At 68.7% G+C, this 17,506-nt stretch carries 19 protein-coding genes; 9 read left to right on the top strand and 10 right to left on the bottom strand.

Going from position 1 to position 17,506, the window contains the following annotated elements:
* Nucleotides 1-36 precede the first annotated feature (36 nt).
* On the bottom strand, nt 37-1,503 hold the full coding sequence (gene gatA / locus WG902_RS21305; RefSeq protein WP_340062230.1) for an Asp-tRNA(Asn)/Glu-tRNA(Gln) amidotransferase subunit GatA: 1,467 nt from the start codon (nt 1,501-1,503) through the stop codon (nt 37-39).
* A complete protein-coding gene (gene gatC / locus WG902_RS21300) occupies nt 1,500-1,799 on the bottom strand; it encodes an Asp-tRNA(Asn)/Glu-tRNA(Gln) amidotransferase subunit GatC (protein WP_340062229.1) in 300 nt (99 codons plus the stop codon). Before gatC ends, gatA begins: the two co-directional genes overlap by 4 nt.
* 170 nt (nt 1,800-1,969) lie before the next feature.
* Here gatC and WG902_RS21295 point away from each other — a divergent pair, with 170 nt between their 5' ends.
* The 4 genes from WG902_RS21295 to mrdA all read left to right on the top strand — a co-directional run bounded on the left by WG902_RS21295 (nt 1,970) and on the right by mrdA (nt 6,784).
* Nucleotides 1,970-3,013, top strand: coding sequence for a rod shape-determining protein (locus WG902_RS21295; RefSeq protein ID WP_340062228.1), 1,044 nt, complete (start codon nt 1,970-1,972; stop codon nt 3,011-3,013).
* Between the two features lie 23 nt (nt 3,014-3,036).
* Nucleotides 3,037-3,960, top strand: coding sequence for a rod shape-determining protein MreC (mreC, locus tag WG902_RS21290; RefSeq protein WP_340062227.1), 924 nt, complete (start codon nt 3,037-3,039; stop codon nt 3,958-3,960).
* Between the two features lie 13 nt (nt 3,961-3,973).
* Nucleotides 3,974-4,492 (top strand): rod shape-determining protein MreD, encoded by a 519-nt coding sequence (gene mreD, locus WG902_RS21285; protein WP_340062226.1) that lies wholly within the window; start codon nt 3,974-3,976, stop codon nt 4,490-4,492.
* 150 nt (nt 4,493-4,642) lie between these two features.
* Entirely contained in the window at nt 4,643-6,784 is a 2,142-nt protein-coding gene (gene mrdA, locus WG902_RS21280; RefSeq protein WP_340062391.1) for a penicillin-binding protein 2, read from the top strand.
* Here the strand turns inward: mrdA and WG902_RS21275 are convergent.
* The 3 genes from WG902_RS21275 to WG902_RS21265 are packed head-to-tail and all read right to left on the bottom strand — an operon-like array spanning nt 6,773 to nt 9,015.
* Nucleotides 6,773-7,783, bottom strand: a complete 1,011-nt coding sequence (locus WG902_RS21275) for a YheT family hydrolase (protein ID WP_340062225.1) — start codon at nt 7,781-7,783, stop codon at nt 6,773-6,775. The genes mrdA and WG902_RS21275 overlap by 12 nt on opposite strands.
* Nucleotides 7,780-8,235 (bottom strand): YybH family protein, encoded by a 456-nt coding sequence (locus WG902_RS21270; protein ID WP_340062224.1) that lies wholly within the window; start codon nt 8,233-8,235, stop codon nt 7,780-7,782. Before WG902_RS21270 ends, WG902_RS21275 begins: the two co-directional genes overlap by 4 nt.
* A gap of 33 nt (nt 8,236-8,268) precedes the next feature.
* Nucleotides 8,269-9,015 carry a hypothetical protein gene (locus tag WG902_RS21265; protein ID WP_340062223.1) on the bottom strand — a complete coding sequence of 249 codons (747 nt, stop codon included), beginning with the start codon at nt 9,013-9,015 and terminating at the stop codon, nt 8,269-8,271.
* A 45-nt stretch (nt 9,016-9,060) separates the two neighbouring features.
* Here WG902_RS21265 and WG902_RS21260 point away from each other — a divergent pair, with 45 nt between their 5' ends.
* From WG902_RS21260 to WG902_RS21250, 3 genes are read left to right on the top strand one after another with little or no spacing between them, the layout of a single operon-like run.
* The gene (locus WG902_RS21260) at nt 9,061-9,726 is read left to right on the top strand and encodes a LemA family protein (RefSeq protein WP_340062222.1); all 666 of its coding nucleotides are present in this window, start codon (nt 9,061-9,063) and stop codon (nt 9,724-9,726) included.
* A 15-nt stretch (nt 9,727-9,741) separates the two neighbouring features.
* Complete coding sequence (locus tag WG902_RS21255; RefSeq protein ID WP_445263722.1) at nt 9,742-10,623, top strand: TPM domain-containing protein; 882 nt, start codon at nt 9,742-9,744, stop codon at nt 10,621-10,623.
* A gap of 20 nt (nt 10,624-10,643) precedes the next feature.
* Nucleotides 10,644-11,132, top strand: coding sequence for a TPM domain-containing protein (locus tag WG902_RS21250; protein ID WP_340062220.1), 489 nt, complete (start codon nt 10,644-10,646; stop codon nt 11,130-11,132).
* Between the two features lie 15 nt (nt 11,133-11,147).
* Here the strand turns inward: WG902_RS21250 and WG902_RS21245 are convergent, their stop codons facing one another.
* Nucleotides 11,148-12,245, bottom strand: a complete 1,098-nt coding sequence (locus tag WG902_RS21245) for an ABC transporter substrate-binding protein (protein ID WP_340062219.1) — start codon at nt 12,243-12,245, stop codon at nt 11,148-11,150.
* A 177-nt stretch (nt 12,246-12,422) separates the two neighbouring features.
* On the opposite strand from WG902_RS21245, the gene WG902_RS21240 reads away from it, so the two are divergent.
* Entirely contained in the window at nt 12,423-13,202 is a 780-nt protein-coding gene (locus WG902_RS21240) for a histidine phosphatase family protein (RefSeq protein ID WP_340062218.1), read from the top strand.
* The gene (locus WG902_RS21235) at nt 13,199-14,077 is read left to right on the top strand and encodes an NAD(P)H-hydrate dehydratase (RefSeq protein ID WP_340062217.1); all 879 of its coding nucleotides are present in this window, start codon (nt 13,199-13,201) and stop codon (nt 14,075-14,077) included. The genes WG902_RS21240 and WG902_RS21235 overlap by 4 nt, the downstream gene beginning before the upstream one ends.
* A gap of 33 nt (nt 14,078-14,110) precedes the next feature.
* On the opposite strand, the gene WG902_RS21230 is transcribed toward WG902_RS21235, so the two are convergent.
* From WG902_RS21230 to atpD, 4 genes are all read right to left on the bottom strand, one after another.
* Entirely contained in the window at nt 14,111-15,088 is a 978-nt protein-coding gene (locus WG902_RS21230; protein ID WP_340062216.1) for a DUF6910 family protein, read from the bottom strand.
* Nucleotides 15,085-15,426 carry a hypothetical protein gene (locus WG902_RS21225; RefSeq protein ID WP_340062215.1) on the bottom strand — a complete coding sequence of 114 codons (342 nt, stop codon included), beginning with the start codon at nt 15,424-15,426 and terminating at the stop codon, nt 15,085-15,087. The genes WG902_RS21230 and WG902_RS21225 overlap by 4 nt, the downstream gene beginning before the upstream one ends.
* Nucleotides 15,427-15,611: 185 nt before the next feature.
* Nucleotides 15,612-16,040 (bottom strand): F0F1 ATP synthase subunit epsilon, encoded by a 429-nt coding sequence (locus WG902_RS21220; protein ID WP_340062214.1) that lies wholly within the window; start codon nt 16,038-16,040, stop codon nt 15,612-15,614.
* 22 nt (nt 16,041-16,062) lie between these two features.
* The gene (atpD, locus tag WG902_RS21215; RefSeq protein WP_340062213.1) at nt 16,063-17,472 is read right to left on the bottom strand and encodes a F0F1 ATP synthase subunit beta; all 1,410 of its coding nucleotides are present in this window, start codon (nt 17,470-17,472) and stop codon (nt 16,063-16,065) included.
* Nucleotides 17,473-17,506: the final 34 nt, after the last annotated feature.

The raw sequence follows: 17,506 nt of genomic DNA, 5'->3' as shown, positions 1-17,506 counted from the left end.
GGGGCAGTGAGTACACGAAGTGACGAACGTGGGGGCTCACAGCACGCCCTCCGGCTTGCGCAGGTGGAAATCGGTGGCCTGCTGGAAGCGGTGCGCCGCGTTCAGCAGCCGCCCTTCCTGGAAGTAGTTGCCGATCAACTGCAGCCCCACGGGCATGCCGGCATGGCCGAAGCCGCAGGGGATGCTCATGCCCGGCAGGCCGGCCAAGGAACCCGGCAGCGTGAAGATGTCGGCCAGGTAGTCGGCCAGCGGGTCGTCGCCGTGCTCGCCCAGCTTCCACGCCACCGTGGGCGCCACCGGCCCGGCGATGACGTCGCACTGGGTGAAAGCCTGCTGGAAGTCGTCGGCGATCATCCGGCGGATCTTCTGCGCCTGCAGGTAGTACGCATCGTAGTAACCGTGGGAAAGCACGTAGGTGCCGATCATGATGCGGCGCTGCACTTCCAGGCCGAACGCTTCGGTGCGCGTCTTCCGGTACATGTCCAGCAGGTCGCCGTACTGCTTGGCACGGTGGCCGAACTTGACGCCGTCGAAGCGCGACAGGTTCGAGCTCGCCTCGGCCGGCGCGATGATGTAGTAGACCGGGATGGACAGCTCGGTGCGCGGCAGCGAGATCGCCACCCGCTTCGCGCCCAGCTTCTCGTACTGCGCCAGCGCCGCGTCGACGGCGGCCCGCACGTCGGCCGAGACGCCTTCGGCCAGGAACTCCTTCGGCACGCCGATGCGCAGGCCTTCGATGGAGCCGCCGAGCGCGCGCGTGAAGTCCTCCGCCGGCACGTCGAGCGAGGTCGAGTCGCGGTCCGGGTCCGGCCCGCAGATCGCCGACAGCAGCAGCGCGCAATCTTCGGCGGTGCGCGCCATCGGCCCCGCCTGGTCCAGGCTGGAGGCGTACGCGATCATCCCGTAGCGCGATGCGCGCCCATAGGTCGGCTTGATGCCGGTGATGCCGCAGAACGACGCCGGTTGGCGGATCGAGCCGCCGGTGTCGGTGCCGGTGGCCGCTGGCGCCAGCCGCGCGGCGACCGCCACGGCGCTGCCGCCGGAGGAGCCGCCGGGGATGCGCGCCCGGTCCCACGGGTTCTTCACCACCCCGTAGGCGGAGTTTTCGTTCGACGAGCCCATGGCGAACTCGTCGCAATTCAGCTTGCCCAGCGTCACGGTGCCGGCCTCGGCCAGCCGCCGGACCACCGTGGCGTCGAAGGGCGAGCGGTAACCCTCCAGCATCTTCGAGCCGGCCGTGCTGGGAAAGTCCTTGGTGACGAAGATGTCCTTGTGCGCAATGGGCACGCCCAGCAGGGGCGCCGTGTCCCCGGCAGCGATGCGCCGGTCGGCCGCGCCGGCTTGCGCCAGCGTCACGTCTTCGTCGGTTGCCAGGTAGGCGCCCAGTTCGCGATGGCTCCTGCCGCGCCCCAGGAAGTGCCGCGCCGCCTCGACGGCCGACACCTCCTTTTGCCGCAGCTTGGTCGCGAGCTGCGCAACCGTCAGGTCATGCAACAGCGTCATTCGATCACCTTGGGCACCAGGAACAGGCCGCGCTCCACGGCCGGTGCGCTGCGCTGGTTGGCCTCGCGCTGGTTCGGCTCGCTGGGCACGTCGTCGCGCAGCCGCAAGGCCACGGCCTGGACGGTGGCGACCGGGTGCGTCAGCGGCTCGACGCCGGACGTGTCGACGCCGCGCATCTTCTCGACCAGGTCGAAGAAGCCGTTGAGCCTGGCGAGCATGCGCTCGCTCTCGTCGGGTTGCAGTTCCAGCCGCGCGAGGTTCGCGATGCGGGCGATATCTTGGGAGTTCAGGGACATGGTGGAATACGCATGTGCGCGATAACGACATGTAACCGCGCGCAGGGCCGCGCACGGGGGTCCGGCACAGGGGATCAGGTATTATCCCGCCTTCGGCGAGCGGAGCTCCGCCATTGGTGCAACGGCCGCGCAAAGCGGCCGCTTTCACAGAAGAAACGAGGATTTCCCCCATGTTCGGAGTTTTCCGACGCTACTTGTCCACGGACCTTGCCATCGACCTCGGCACGGCCAACACCCTGATCTTCGTCCGCGACAAGGGCATCGTGCTCGACGAACCTTCCGTGGTGGCGATCCGTCACGAAGGCGGCCCGCAGGGCAAGAAGTCGATCCAGGCCGTCGGCCACGAAGCCAAGGCCATGCTGGGCAAGGTGCCCGGCAACATCGAGGCCATCCGGCCGATGAAGGACGGCGTGATCGCCGACTTCACCGTCACGGAGCAGATGCTCAAGCAGTTCATCAAGATGGTCCATCCCCGGTCCCTCCTGAGGCCCAGCCCCCGCATCATCATCTGCGTGCCCTGCGGCTCCACCCAGGTCGAGCGCCGGGCCATCCGTGAATCGGCGCTGGGCGCCGGCGCCAGCGAGGTCTACCTGATCGAGGAACCCATGGCCGCGGCCATCGGCGCCGGCCTGCCGGTGTCCGAAGCCTCCGGCTCGATGGTCGTGGACATCGGCGGCGGCACCACGGAAGTCGGCGTGATCTCCCTGGGCGGCATGGTCTACAAGGGCAGCGTGCGCGTCGGCGGCGACAAGTTCGACGAGGCCATCATCAGCTACATCCGCCGCAACTACGGCATGCTGATCGGCGAGCCCACGGCCGAAGCCATCAAGAAGCAGATCGGCTCCGCCTTCCCCGGCAGCGAGGTGAAGGAGATGGAGGTCAAGGGCCGCAACCTTTCCGAGGGCGTTCCGCGCAGCTTCACCATCAGCTCCAACGAGATCCTGGAAGCGTTGACGGACCCGCTGAACAATATCGTGTCGGCGGTCAAGAACGCGCTGGAGCAGACGCCGCCGGAACTGGGCGCCGACATCGCCGAGCGCGGCATGATGCTCACCGGTGGCGGCGCGCTGCTGCGCGACCTCGACCGCCTGCTGGCCGAGGAAACCGGCCTGCCGGTGCTGGTGGCGGAAGACCCGCTGACCTGCGTGGTGCGGGGCTGCGGCATCGCGCTGGAGCGCATGGAACGGCTGGGCTCGATCTTCACTAGCGAGTAAGGCCCCCCGGGCACAATCCGCCCATGCCCTTAGGCACCCTCGACCGCACCCCTCCGCCATTCTTCAAGCAGGGACCCTCCGCGCTTTCCAAGCTGATGGTCTGCAGCGCGCTGGCGCTGTTCCTGATGGTGGCGGACACGCGCTTCAAGATCACGCAGCCGGTGCGCGCGGCGATGGCCACCGCGCTGTTCCCGATCCAGTGGACGGCGATGCGGCCGGTGCTGGCCGTGCGCGGTGCGCAGGACTATTTCGTCACCCTCAACACCGCCATCACCAACGAGGAGGCTGCGCGCCGCAAGCTGGTGCTGCAGTCCCAGCGCGCCACCCAGGTGGAGCAGCTCGCCAACGAGAACGCGCAGCTGCGCAAGCTGCTCGGCCTGCGCGAGCGGCTGAACACCCCGGCGGTGCCGGCGGAGGTGCTGTACGACGCGGCCGACCCGTACAGCCGCAAGGTGATCATCGACCGCGGCCTGGCGCAGGGCGTGTCGGCCGGCTCGCCGGTGATCGACGAGTCCGGCGTGCTGGGCCAGGTCACGCGGGTCCACCCCCTCATCAGCGAGGTGACGCTGGTGACCGACAGCGACCAGGCCATCCCCGTGCTGAACACCCGCACGGGCGCGCGTGGCATCACCTACGGCGACGCCGGCCGGCACGGCAGCGGCGGCCTGGAGCTGCGCTACATGGCCGCCAACGCCGACGTGCAGCCGGGCGACCTGCTCACCACCAGCGGCGTGGACGGCGTGTACCCCGCGGGCATCCCCGTGGGCAAGGTCAGCAAGGTGGAGCGCCGCCCCGACTCGGCCTTTGCCCGCATCGTCTGCGTGCCGGCGGCGCTGGTCGACGGCGCCCGGCACGTGATGGTGCTGAAGTCGCTGCTGGCGCAGATGCCGCCGCGGCCCGCGCCCGAAGACGCAGCCCCCGCGCTGAAGCGTTCGGCCCGCAAATGAGGAGCGCTTTGGCATGATCATGCGTCCCGGCCAGCCGCTGCTGCTGCCGGCCAACCCCTTCTTCATCTGGTTCACGCTGATCGTGGCCCTGATGGTCACCATGCTGCCGCTCGGGCGCCTGCCCTGGATGCCGGACGTGCTCGCGGTGGTGCTGGTGTTCTGGAGCGTGCACCAGCCCTTGCGCATCGGCGTGGTGGCGGCCTTCATGTTCGGGCTGGCGGTGGACGTGCACCAGACGTCGCTGCTCGGACAGCATGCGCTGGCCTACACGACGCTCAGCTACTTCGCCATCACCATCCACCGGCGCTTGCTGTGGTTCACCGTCCCGTCGCAGGCCGTGCAGGTGCTGCCCCTGTTCGCCGCCGCCCACGCCATCGAGCTGGCCATCCGCATGCTGGCCGGCGGGGCTTTTCCCGGCCCCAGCGTCCTGCTCGCCCCCGTGCTGGAAGCCGTGCTCTGGCCCGTAGTGAGTGTCCTGATGTTGCTGCCGCAGCGCAGGGCGCCGGATCCGGACGAGAATAGGCCTCTCTGATACCTTGTGGGTCAGATCACGAAGCTTGATACCTTGTGGGTCAGATCACGAAGCCTGATACCTTGTGGGTCAGATCACGAATTTGCGCAGCAAATTGTGCTCTGACCCCAACTGATTAAATTTGCGGGTCAGATGATCATTCTGGGTTCCATGACCGAGCTGAAGAACGTCGAGGCCGACCTCTCGCGCTTCCGCATCCGCATTCTCGTGGCCAGTGCCGTGGTGCTGGTCTGCTTCGCCTTGCTGGTCGCGCGCCTGTTGTACCTGCAGGTGATCCAGCATGCGCAGTTCGACGAACTGGCCGAAGCCAACCGCACCGCCATCGTGCCGATCGTGCCGAACCGCGGCCTGATCCTGGACCGCAACGGCATCGTCCTGGCAACCAACTATTCCGCCTACACGCTGGAGATCACGCGCTCGCGCCTGACGCGCCCGCTGGAGACCGTCATCGACGAGCTCGCGCAGGTCATCGACATCCAGCAGCGCGACCGCCGCCGCTTCAAGAAGCTGCTGGAGGAAAGCAAGAGCATCGACTCGCTGCCGATCCGCACCAAGCTCACCGACGAGGAAGTCGCCCGCTTCACCGTGCAGCGTTACCGCTTCCCCGGTGTCGAGATCAACGCCCGCCTGTTCCGCAGCTATCCCTGGGGCGAACTGGCCAGCCACGCCATCGGCTACATCGGCCGCATCAACCAGAAGGAGAAGGAGCAGATCGGCGAGTGGCCCGAGGAGGAGCAGGCCAACTACCGGGGCACGGAATACATCGGCAAGCTGGGCGTGGAGCAGAGCTACGAAAAGGAATTGCACGGCACCACCGGCACCGAGCAGGTGGAGACTTCGGCCGGCGGCCGCGCGGTGCGCAAGCTGGCCAGCAGCCCCGCCACCTCCGGCAACACCGTGATGCTGTCCATCGACATCAAGCTGCAAAAGCTGGTGGAAGACCTGTACGGCGACCGCCGCGGCGCGATGGTGGCGCTGGATCCGCGCAACGGCGAGATCCTGGCCTTCGTCTCCAAGCCGACCTTCGACCCCAACCTGTTCGTCGACGGCATCGACCAGGAAAACTGGGCCGCGCTGAACGAGTCCATCGACAAGCCGCTGCTCAATCGCGCGCTGCGCGGCACCTACCCGCCGGGGTCGACGTACAAGCCCTTCATGGCCCTGGGCGCGCTGCACACCGGCAAGCGCAGCGCCACCCAGGTGATCCAGGACAACGGCTCGTGGAGCTTCGGCGGCCACGTGTTCCGCAGCCACGGCGACCACGGGCTCGGCCCGGTGGACATGCATGCCAGCATCGTGAAGTCCAGCAACGTGTACTACTACTCGCTGGCCAACGACATGGGCGTGGACCTGATGCATGACTTCATGAAGCCGCTGGGCTTCGGGCAGATCACCGGCATCGACATCTTCGGCGAGGTCCGGGGCGTGCTTCCCAGCCAGGAATGGAAGCGCACCTATTACCGGCGTCCCGAGCAGAAGAAGTGGTTCGCCGGCGAGACCATCTCGCTGGGCATCGGCCAGGGCTACAACAGCTTCACGATGCTGCAGATGGCGCATGCGCTGGGCGCGATGCTCAACGACGGCGTGAAGCACAAGCCCCACCTGGTGGTCGCGACGCAGGACGCCGGCAGCAAGCAGCTCAAACCCATCCCCCGGGAACCGGGTGTGAACCTCGGCTACAAGCCCGAGCACCTGGCCGTGGTGCGCAAGGCCATGGTCGCGGTGACGCAGCAAGGCACCTCGACCCGTGTGTTCCAGGGCGCCAGCTACCTGTCCGGCGGCAAGACCGGCACCGCGCAGGCCGTGGGCGTGGCGCAAGGCGCGAAGTACAACGCTTCCAAGCTGGAGGAGCACCAGCGCGACCACTCGCTGTACATCGCGTTCGCGCCGGCGGATGCACCGCAGATCGCCATCGCCATGATCGTGGAGAACGCGGGGTTCGGCGCGGCCGCCGCGGCGCCCATCGCCCGCCGTGTCTTCGACTTTGTCCTGTTGAACCAATACCCGAGCGAGGAAGACATGGTGGCCGTCCGCGAGGGCAAGGCGGCCAACCCCGTCGGCACGCCGCGGCTGGCCAGCGAGGCCGGCTGGCCGCCAGCCAGCAGCGGCGCGGCGGGCATGGCCCCGGCGTCGACCGGCGGCACCGCGCCGCAGGCCACCGTGACCACCACCCAGACGATCGCTGCGGCCTTCAGCGGCGCGCATACCGCGGCAACCGGCATCCCCACTGCCGGTACCACGTGGGTGCCCCGGCGCCGCTACACGGCGCCGCACGCCAATTCAAGCCCCTAGGCCGGACGCACCGAGTCCCGCCGACCGCAGCAGCCATGCGGTCACCGCCTCCGGCATCGCCCAGACCTGCCCCGGCCACCTGCCCGCCGGAAAGCCGACGTGGCCGCCCTGCCCCGGCTGCCACAGCGTCACGTGGCCGCCGGCTTCGTGCGGCAGCGGCAGGCTGGCCGCCGGCACGAAGGGATCGTTGCGCGCATTCAGCGCCAGCGCGGGGATGCGGATGCGCGCCAGGTGCGGCTTGGCCGAGGCGCGCGCCCAGTAATCTTCGGTACCCCGAAAGCCGTGCAGCGGCGCGGTGAACACGTCGTCGAACTCGTAGAGGTCCCGCGCCGCGAGCAGGGCCTCGCGATCGAACAGGCCCGGGTGCTGCGCCCATTTGCGCAGCGCCTTGGGCTTCATCGAGCGCAGGAACATCGTGGTGTAGACCAGCCGGTTGAAGCCGCGCCCGATGGCATGGCCGCCGGCGGCCAGGTCGAGCGGCGAGCAGACGCTGGCCACCGCGGCGACCCGGCGCGAGGCCGACTCTCCATGTTCGCCGGCCCAGCGCATCAAGGCGTTGCCGCCCAGGGACACGCCAACGGCCAGCAGCGGGCCGGCATGGTGCTCGCGCAGCCGCTGCAGGATCCAGCCGATCTCCTCGTGGTCGCCCGAGTGGTAGGCCCGCGGCGCCAGGTTCAGCTCCCCGCTGCAGCCGCGAAAGTGCGGCACCGCGAAGGCGATGCCGCTGCGCGCGGCGACCTCCGCGAAGGCTTCGGCATAGTGGCTGCGGGACGAACCTTCGAGTCCGTGGAACAGCACGAGCAGCGGCTGCAAGGCGGGGTCCGGCGGGGGACTTGCCGCCACCTGCCAGTCCACATCCACGAAGTCGCCATCCGGCGTGGTCCAGCGCTCGCGCCGGTAATGCGGCGACGGGCCGCGCGTGCGGCGCGCCATGAGCGCGGGCCAGATCGTCTGCAGGTTGCCGCCGGGCAGCCACCAGGGCGCGCGGTAGGCGTTCAATGGAGGATCGACGGCGCGTCCGAGACTTCCTGGATCTCGCTCGTGGTGCCGGGGCTGGCGTGGTGCGCCACCAGCCGCCAGCCCTGCGCGGTGCGGTGGTAGACGTTGGTTGCGATGACCCAGGCGTTGGTTGGGCCGCCGGGCGACAGCACTTCCACCCGCTCCAGCACGTTGTGCACGCTGCTGCCGATGGCCACGGTCTTGCGCACCCGCTCCGGCCAGGCCCGCACCGAGCCGCCTTCCGAGAACATCGACTCGAAGGTCGCCCGGATGGCGGTGGCGCCGATCACGCGGGGGCCGCCGGGGTGGATGCAGAAGATGTCGTCCTCGTCGGCCCAGCACGCCATGAGCTTTTCGATGTCGCCGCTCTGCAGCGCGTCGTAGAACGCGGCTTCGATGTCATCGGCGTCCCCATCGAGCTGGGCGGCCTGGAGCTTGGACTTCTTGCGCATGGGAAGGCTTTCGCGCCGATTGTGCCCAAGTTTTCAGCGGCTCCCGAGCCAGCGCGCCGCCACCTTCGGCCCGTCGCCCTGCGCCGCCTCCCACACGATTTCCGGCGCAGCCACGTGGGTGCCGGGCGGCGCGATGCGCAACGCGATGGCGAGCAGTTCCGCCACCTTGGCCGCGCGCACCGGTTGCTCGCTGCTCGGGATCATGTACTTGAGGGTCGAAAGCATCCAGTGCGCCAACCGCGCGGGGGCGCTGGCCTGCGTTGCCTCGACCGGCTTTTGCGCGGATCGCAGGATCAGCAGGCGATCGAATCCCGCGCTTGCCACGGCATGCTCGTCCAGGCTGGCCAGCCCGCGCTTGAGCGCGTCCGGCAGGCGCCCCGGCGCATGGGGCAGCACCACCGCCAGCGTCCGCACACCGCTCGCGCGCAGCCATCGCGCCAGCGCGGGGAGTTGCTGCGGCGACGGCGTCCACAGCGCACGCTCGCGGTCGTGGAACAGGCGCGGCGGTTCGAACATGACGATGCCCACGTCGGCCTGCGCGGCCGGCCAATCGGCCGGTTCGCCGGGCGGGACCAGCGTCACCCGCACGCCGCGCAGACCGGTGGTGATGGGCTCGCGGGCCAGGACCTGCGCCGTCGAGAAGGCGCCGCCGCCCACGAGCCGCCGCAACACTTCGTTGCCAAGCACGCCGGTCGCGCCGGCGATGAGCAGCCGGGGCAGGCCGACTGTCGGGCTGCGAAGCATCGAGCCTTGCAGCACTTGAACCGCGTCCTGATACATCCCACATATGCTACCTTCGACGCTCATTGCCAAAGGGAACAAGAGATGAAACGGTGGCTGCTGATCCTGGCTTTCCCGCTGCTGCTGGCCGGCTGCGGATACAACGACTTCCAGCGACTAGACGAGGCGAGCAAGTCCGCCTGGAGCGAGGTGCTCAACCAGTACCAGCGACGCGCGGACCTGGTGCCCAACATCGTGGCCACCGTCAAGGGCGAGGCCAACTTCGAGCAGGAAACGCTCACGCGCGTGGTCGAAGCCCGCGCCAAGGCGACCTCGGTGCAGGTGACGCCCGAAACGCTGAACGACCCGCAAGCGATGCAGCGCTTCCAGCAGGCGCAGGGCGAGCTGTCCGGCGCCTTGTCGCGGCTGCTGGTGGTGAGCGAGCGCTACCCGGACCTGAAGGCCAACCAGGGCTTCCGCGACCTGCGCGTGCAGCTCGAAGGCACCGAGAACCGGATCACCGTGGCGCGCAACCGCTACATCCAGACGGTGCAGGAGTACAACGTGCTCGCGCGCAGCTTCCCGACCAACCTGACGGCGATGATCTTCAACTACGACCCGAAGGCCACCTTCACGGTGCAGAACGAAGCGCAGATCTCGGTGCCGCCGACGGTGGACTTCAGCCGGCCGGCGCCGGGTGCTCCCGCGGCGCCTGCGGCCCCTGCCGCTCCGGCGACCACTGCACCGGCCACGGGCACCCCCACGCGCTGAGCTGACTTGAGAGCCCTGCTCGCCTGGCTGCTGGCGTTCTGCGCGTCCCTCGCGGCCGCGCAGGGCGTGCTGCCCGTGCCGGAGCTGACCGCACGGGTGATCGACCAGACGGGCACGCTCGACGCCATCCAGCGCAAGGGCCTGGACGACAAGCTGGCGGCCTTCGAGCAGTCCAAGGGCACGCAGATCGTGATGCTGCTGGTGCCGACGACGCTGCCGGAAGACATTGCCAGCTATGCCAACCGCGTGGGCAACGCCTGGAAGATCGGCCGCAAGGAGGTGGGTGACGGCATCCTCGTCATCGTGGCCAAGGAGGACCGCAAGGTCCGCATCGAGGTGGCGAAGACGCTGGAGGGCGCGGTGCCGGACCTCGCCGCCAAGCAGATCATCGACGACGCGATCACGCCGCGCTTCCGGCAGAACGACTTCGCCGGCGGGCTGAACGCAGCGGCCGACCAGCTGATCGCGCGCGTGAGCGGCGAGGCATTGCCCGCGCCGCGCCAACCGGCGTCGCAGCAGCGCGCCGGCAGCGGCGGCTTCGACTGGTTCGACCTGGCCATCTTCCTGTTCTTCGCCGTGCCGATCGCGGGGGCCATGCTGCGCGGCATCTTCGGCCGCAAGCTCGGCTCGCTGGTCACGGGCGGGGGCGTCGGCGCCATCGCGATGCTGATCACCTCCAGCCTGGCGGTGGCCGGTGTTGCCGGCATCCTGGCGCTGCTGTTCACCATGCTGTCCGGCGGCAGCGGTCTGGGCGGCCGGCGCGGCCGCGGGCCGGTGATCTTCCCCGGCGGCTTCGGGGGCGGCGGTGGCGGCGGTTGGGGCGGAGGCGGTGGCGGCGGCTTCAGCTCCGGTGGCGGTGGCGACTTCGGCGGCGGTGGCGCCTCGGGAGACTGGTGATGATGGCGCGAGCGCAACGCATGTTCCGACACCGCTGGCTCGACGACGCGGACACCCGCCGCGCCATCCCGCCGGCGCTGGTGCAAAAGCTCGCGGCGCGCGTGGCCGACAGCGAGCGCCGCCACACCGGGGAGATCCGCATCTACGTGGAAGCCGGGCTTCCCATGAGCTACCTGTGGCGGGACGCCACGCCGCGCGAACGCGCGATCTCCATGTTCGGCAAGCTCGGCGTGTGGGACACGGAGCAGAACAACGGCGTGCTGATCTACCTGCTGCTGGCCGAACACGCCATCGAGATCGTGGCCGACCGCGGCATCAGCCGGCACGTGGCGCCCGCGCACTGGCAGCAGATCGTGCAACGGATGGCCGCCTCGTTCCGCGCCGGGCGCCACGAGGAAGGCCTGGTCGATGCCATCGATGCGGTCACGGCGGAGCTGGTGCGGCATTTCCCCGCGACGGCAGGTTCCGCGAACCCCAACGAACTGCCGGACGAGCCGATCCTGGGGTGAGCGCCAAGCCCGGCGTCAGTCCCGCACTTCGCCGTTCGGCTTCAACAGCGCCATGCCGACGTAGCTGCCGCCATGGCGGAAGTTGGGCTTGAAGTCGACGACATAGCCGCCGGCGTCGAAGCGACCCAGGGCGGACAGCGACTTGTGCAGCGACGCCCGCGTGATTTCGCGGCCCGCACGCTTCATGCCTTCGACCAGAACCTTGGCGGCGATGCAGGACTCCAGTGCCGTCACCGACATGGCCTCCTGCTGGCCCGAGGTTTTCCAGGCTTCGTTGCACTCCTTGACGACCGGAACGCCGTTGGAGCGCGGCGTGGGCACCGTGATCGCCACCGAAACGCCGGTGGCGTCCTTGCCCAGCGCCTTGGCCAGCTGGCTGGCGCCGGCGAAGGAAAGGCTGGTGACCATCGTCGCGCGGTTGGCCGCCCTCAGCTTCTTGATCATCTGCGCTGCGGGCGCGTAGAGCGTGGTCACCACCAGCACGTTGGGATTCGACGCGACCACTTCCGCGACGTTGGCCTCCGTGATGTCCGCGTTCCGCTTGATCGCGACCGACACCGGTTGGCGGTCGAACTTCTTCAGCACGGTGGCGACGGTCTCGAAGTTCTGCTTGCCCACGGTGTCGTCGTAATGCAGCACCGTGACCTGGGTGCTCCCCAGGTTGCCCCAGAAGTTGATGATCTTCACGATCTCGTCCGCATACGTCGCGCGCACCGTGTACACGAAGTCGTTCTGCTTGCGGATGGTGTCCGCGCCGGTGAACGGCGCGAAGAAGGGCACGCGGTGCTCGGCGACGGCCGGCATCGCGGGCACGCTGAGGGTGGACGACGCATAGCCGAACAGCGCCACCACGTTGAGCTCGTTGATCAGCTTGCCGGTGTTCTCGGCGGACAGCTTGGTCTCGTTGCGGTCGTCGAGTGTCACCAGTTTCAGCTTGCCTTGCGGCAGGCCTCCGGCGTCGTTGATTTTCTTGAAATACGCCAGGGCGCCGTTGCGGATGTCGTTGCCGAGCTCGGCATTGCCGCCGGTGAGCGGCGTCGACTGGCCGACGACGATGTCCTGTGCGAGTGCCGGTCCGGCCGCGGCCAGCAGCATGCAAGCGAGTTTGCGCATGGGAGTCTCCAACGATCTGTTGCGGCTTTGCGCCGTCTGCGCCCGAGCCTAATCGGCGGCAGAGCTTTCCGGACTCCGGACTGACCCCTACGGAGCGCGGGAAATTTCTTCCGTCCTACAGGTCCTCGCGCTGTCCTGCCACAGGGCAAGGCCGAGCCATGCCGAACACTCCCGGGCATGGCCACTCCCCAAGCCCCACGCCCCCTGTGGCCCTCGATGCTGTGGATCGCGCGGCACGGGCAGAGCGCCGGCAACGTCGCGCGCGACCGCGCCGAGGCCGAGGGCCTGGTGCTGATCGACGTGGAATACCGCGACATCGACGTACCGCTGTCGGACCTTGGCGTCGAGCAGTCGCGCGCCCTGGGCCGCTGGTTCGCGCAGCTGCCCGCGCCGCAGCGGCCGCAGGTGGTGCTGTGCTCTCCGTATGTGCGCGCGCGCGAGACGGCGCGGCTGGTGCTGGAGGAAGCGGACATGCGCCCGGGGCCGGACCTGAAGATGCGCGTGGACGAACGCCTGCGCGAAAAGGAGTTCGGCATCCTCGACCGGCTCACGGTGCACGGCATCCGCCAGAAGTACCCCGAACTGCACGAGCAGCGCAGCCACGTGGGCAAGTTCTATTTCCGTCCCCCCGGCGGCGAAAGCTGGTGCGACGTGATCCTGCGCCTGCGCAGCCTGACGGAGATGATGTCGCGCGAGTACGCCGGCCAGCGGGTGCTGGTGGTGGCGCACCAGGTCATCGTCAACTGCATGCGCTACCTGGTGGACAACCTCGACGAGGCGCAGATCCTGGGCATCGACAAGCTTGGTGACGTGCCCAACTGCGGGGTCACGTCGTGGCGGATCTCCGAGGACGGATGCACATTGGTGCCGGACCTCACGGACCTGGTCGCTCCGCTGGTGCGCGCAGGCACGCCGGTGACGGTGGAGCCCGACGCTGCGGTGGCGGCCAAGCCATGAAGGTGCTTGCCGCCGTCGAGGTCGACGACGCGCTGCTGCACGCCTGGCCGCTGCCCACGCCGCAAGCCGATGGCGACAAGGAGGACCGCGGCCGCGTGGTGGTGGTCGCCGGCAGCCGCGAGATGCCCGGCGCCGCGGTGCTGGCCGCCACCGCCGCGATGCGCGCCGGCGCCGGCAAGCTGGTGATCGCCACGCCGCAGTCCGCCGCGCAATCGGTGGCCGCCTGCGTACCGGAGGCGCGCGTGATCGCGCTGCCCGAGGCATCCGACGGCGGGCCCTCGTTTCACGGCTTGCCGTTGCTGCAAGCGCTCGGCGCGAGCACCTCGGCGTTGCTGATCGGGCCGGGCATGATCGGGCGCGAATCGACGCTGACGTTCGTGCAGGGGCTGTTGCCGGTGTTCAAGCAGGCGACGGTGCTGCTCGACGCGATCGCGATGGATGCGGTGATGACGGCGCGCCGCCTCGCACAGCCGGTGATCCTGACCCCGCACGCCGGGGAGATGGCGCACCTGACCGGCGGTGAAAAGGACGACCTGCGCGAAGAGCCGTTGCACGCCGCAAGCCGCCATGCCGAGCGCTGGCAGGTGGTGCTGGCGCTGAAGGGGGCCACCACCATCGTGGCCCGGCCAGACGGCGAGGCGTGGCTGCACGCGTGCCACACGCCAGGCCTGGGGATGTCAGGCTCCGGCGACGTGCTGGCCGGTGTCATCGCCGGCCTGGCTGCGCGCGGGGCCTCGCCGGAACAAGCGGCGGTGTGGGGAGTGGCCTTGCATGCGCGGGCCGGCGATGTGCTGGCGGCGCGCTACGGGACGCTAGGTTATCTCGCGCGCGAACTCCCGGCGGAGATTCCGGCACTCATGCACGCGCTGGCGTGAGGCGGCGCCGGGGTTCGCTGCGCGAAACCCGGCCTACGAATCGCCGCCACCGTCCGCTCGTGGGCCGGGCTGCGCGCGCAGCCGCACCCCGGCACCGGCGCGCAACGCGTACAACCGGGAGGCGACTTGCGGATCGTCCGCATCCGTCACCAGCAGCAAGCCCGAATCCTCGGTGACAGCAACACCCTCCACCTTGGGGGCGCCCGCCAGCACCTGCAGGTCCAGCAGAGCTCCCACCCCCGACACCCAACCCACCGCGGAGCCTGCGCAGCGGCCGTCCGCATAGCTGTCCTCGGTGTCTTCGGCCACTGCGGTGAAGACCCAGCCCCCGCCCGGCCATGCCGCGCCGTCGGTGAAACCGTAAGGGACACCTGCGGCCGTTCCGAGGGCGAAGTCGGTGCACTGCACCGGTGACGGTGCGGCCGTCCTGCACGCCTCCACGCCGATCCAGGAAAGCATCTCGACCAGGTCGTAGCTGACGCAAGCATTGCGCGGCTGCCGCCGATGGGCGCGTTGCAGCAGGTGCATGCGGCCCCCGGCCACGAACGCGCCTTCGATGTTCAGGTCGGTGAACCGCTCGCGCAGTGGTGCGTAGAGAGGACCCAGGTCCAGCGCGCGGGGCGGTCCGGCGATGCGGCCGTCAGCATCCAGCGCAAGCAGGAACGCGTGTTGCCGCTGCGGCCTGGAGCCCGACCCGAATGCGAGCAGCGCACCCTGGGGCCAGCCGGGTTCCGGCGGCAGCATGGCCAGCGCCTCCAGGTCCGGCTTCGACCGCTTGCGTTCGTGCCGGTCGGCCGGCAGGTCGCCGGCACGGAAGCGAAACAGCTGGAGCTCGCCGTCCGGCGCTTGCAGGTCCAGCGTGCCGAGGTGATGCTCGTCGTCCGCGACGACATGCAGGTACCGCCCGCACGCACGAGGCCGCTCGCGGCGCTGAGATGGAACTGCTCGCCGGAATGCATTTCCGGCTTCAACCGCAGGTCGCGGACGACAACGGGCCGCAGCATGGCTCACTTCACCGGCGTCGTGTCGCCCGGTTCGAACCCGGGCTCGCGCAAGGTGGCGCGGCTGCGGCGTCCTTCGGGCAGCAGCAGCAGCACCGCGATGACAACGTGCGGCAGTTGCTGCAACCACCATCGCGCGTCGCCGATCAAACGGGCGGAGACCAGCAACCCGAGCAGGGGCAGCGCCACCTGCAGCAGGAGCGCCGTGCCCCAGGCCCAGCGCCGGCGATACCACAGGCCGATGGCGGCGATCACGTGCACCGCCGCCATGCCGATCACCCACCACGAAGGAACCCAACTTGCGCGCAGGTTCCATGCGACCCAGAGCAACAAGAGGACCGCGGCCACTCTTCGGGGCCACCACAACAGATCAACGACGCGCTCCAGCATGCGCCAGTATTGCCGGAAAAGTAAAAAAGCCCCCCGACTTGCGGCGGGGGGCTTGGAGTGCGCTGGTTTTTAGCGCTTATTGTTCTGTTGGGTTGCGGACAGAGCGGTCGCTTTCGCTTTCCGGTCTGTCCCGCAAAGGAGACTTACTTTCTCTGCGTGTACTTCCGCATGGCAGCGAGCTGCGCGGCCATGACGGCGAGCTCCGACGTGGCCTTGGCCAGGTCGATGTCGGTCTTGGCATTCTTCAACGCTTCTTCGGCGGCGGCCTTGGCCATGTTGGCCTTCTCTTCGTCCAGGTCCCTGCCGCGGATGGCGGTGTCGGACAGGACGGTGACGCGATTGGGCTGCACTTCGAGGATGCCGCCGGCGACGAAGACGAATTCCTCGCCGCCATCGGCCTTCTCGATGCGCACCGAGCCGGGCTTCACGCGCGTGATCAGCGGCGTGTGGCGCGGGTAGATGCCAAGTTCGCCGGCTTCGCCCGGCAACGCCACGAAGCGGGCCTCGCCGGAGAAGATCAGCTCTTCGGCGCTCACGACGTCGACGTGGATGGTGTGGGGGGTATCGGCCATGCTGTCCGGTCTGTCCCGCAAATTATGCAGCCATCTTCTTGGCCTTCTCGAAGGCCTCGTCGATGGTGCCGACCATGTAGAAAGCCTGCTCGGGCATGTGGTCGCATTCGCCGGCCAGGATCATCTTGAAGCCGCGGATGGTTTCCGACAGCGTCACGTACTTGCCGGGCGAGCCCGTGAACACTTCGGCGACGTGGAACGGCTGCGACAGGAAACGCTGGATCCTGCGGGCGCGGGCCACGGCCAGCTTGTCTTCCGGCGACAGTTCGTCCATCCCAAGGATGGCGATGATGTCGCGCAGTTCCTTGTAGCGCTGCAGCGTGGACTGGACGGCACGCGTCGTCCCGTAGTGCTCCTCGCCGACCACGTTCGGGTCGACCTGGCGGCTGGTGGAGTCCAGCGGGTCGATGGCCGGATAGATGCCCAGCGAGGCGATGTCGCGCGACAGCACCACGGTGGCGTCCAGGTGGGCGAAGGTGGTGGCGGGCGACGGGTCGGTCAGGTCGTCCGCAGGCACGTACACGGCCTGGATCGAGGTGATCGAGCCGACCTTGGTCGACGTGATGCGTTCCTGCAGGCGCCCCATCTCCTCGGCCAGTGTCGGCTGGTAGCCCACGGCGGAAGGCATGCGGCCCAGGAGCGCGGACACTTCCGTGCCGGCCAGCGTGTAGCGGTAGATGTTGTCCACGAAGAACAGCACGTCGCGGCCTTCGTCGCGGAACGACTCGGCGATGGTCAGGCCGGTCAGCGCCACGCGCAGGCGGTTGCCCGGAGGCTCGTTCATCTGGCCGTACACCATGGCCACTTTCGACTCGCCCAGGTTCTCCAGGTTGACGACGCCGGAGTCCGCCATCTCGTGATAGAAGTCGTTGCCTTCGCGGGTGCGCTCACCGACGCCGGCGAACACCGACAGGCCCGAGTGCGCCTTGGCGATGTTGTTGATCAACTCCATCATGTTGACGGTCTTGCCCACGCCGGCGCCGCCGAACAGGCCGACCTTGCCGCCCTTGGAGAACGGGCACATCAGGTCGATCACCTTGATGCCGGTTTCCAGCAGTTCCTGCGACGGGGACAGTTCCTCGTACGCGGGAGCCTTGCGGTGGATCGGGGCCGTGAGGGCCTGGTCGACCGGGCCGCGCTCGTCGATCGGGTTGCCGAGCACGTCCATGATGCGGCCCAGCGTGGCCTTGCCCACGGGCACCGTGATGGCCGCCTTCGTGTTGTAGACCATCGAGCCGCGGCGCAGGCCGTCGGACGAGCCCAGCGCAATGGTGCGGACCACGCCGTCACCCAGCTGCTGCTGCACCTCCAGCGTCAGGTCGCTGCCTTCCATCTTCAGTGCGTCGTACACGCGCGGCATCTGCTCGCGCGGGAACTCGACGTCGACGACGGCGCCGATGCACTGGACAATTTTTCCTTGGACTTGAGCCATATGGTTGCTCCGATAAATTTAAACAGAAGGCTCG

This window comes from Ramlibacter sp. PS3R-8 (genome assembly GCF_037572435.1).
Classification (GTDB): domain Bacteria; phylum Pseudomonadota; class Gammaproteobacteria; order Burkholderiales; family Burkholderiaceae_C; genus Ramlibacter.
This window is presented reverse-complemented; position numbering and strand designations above follow the sequence as displayed.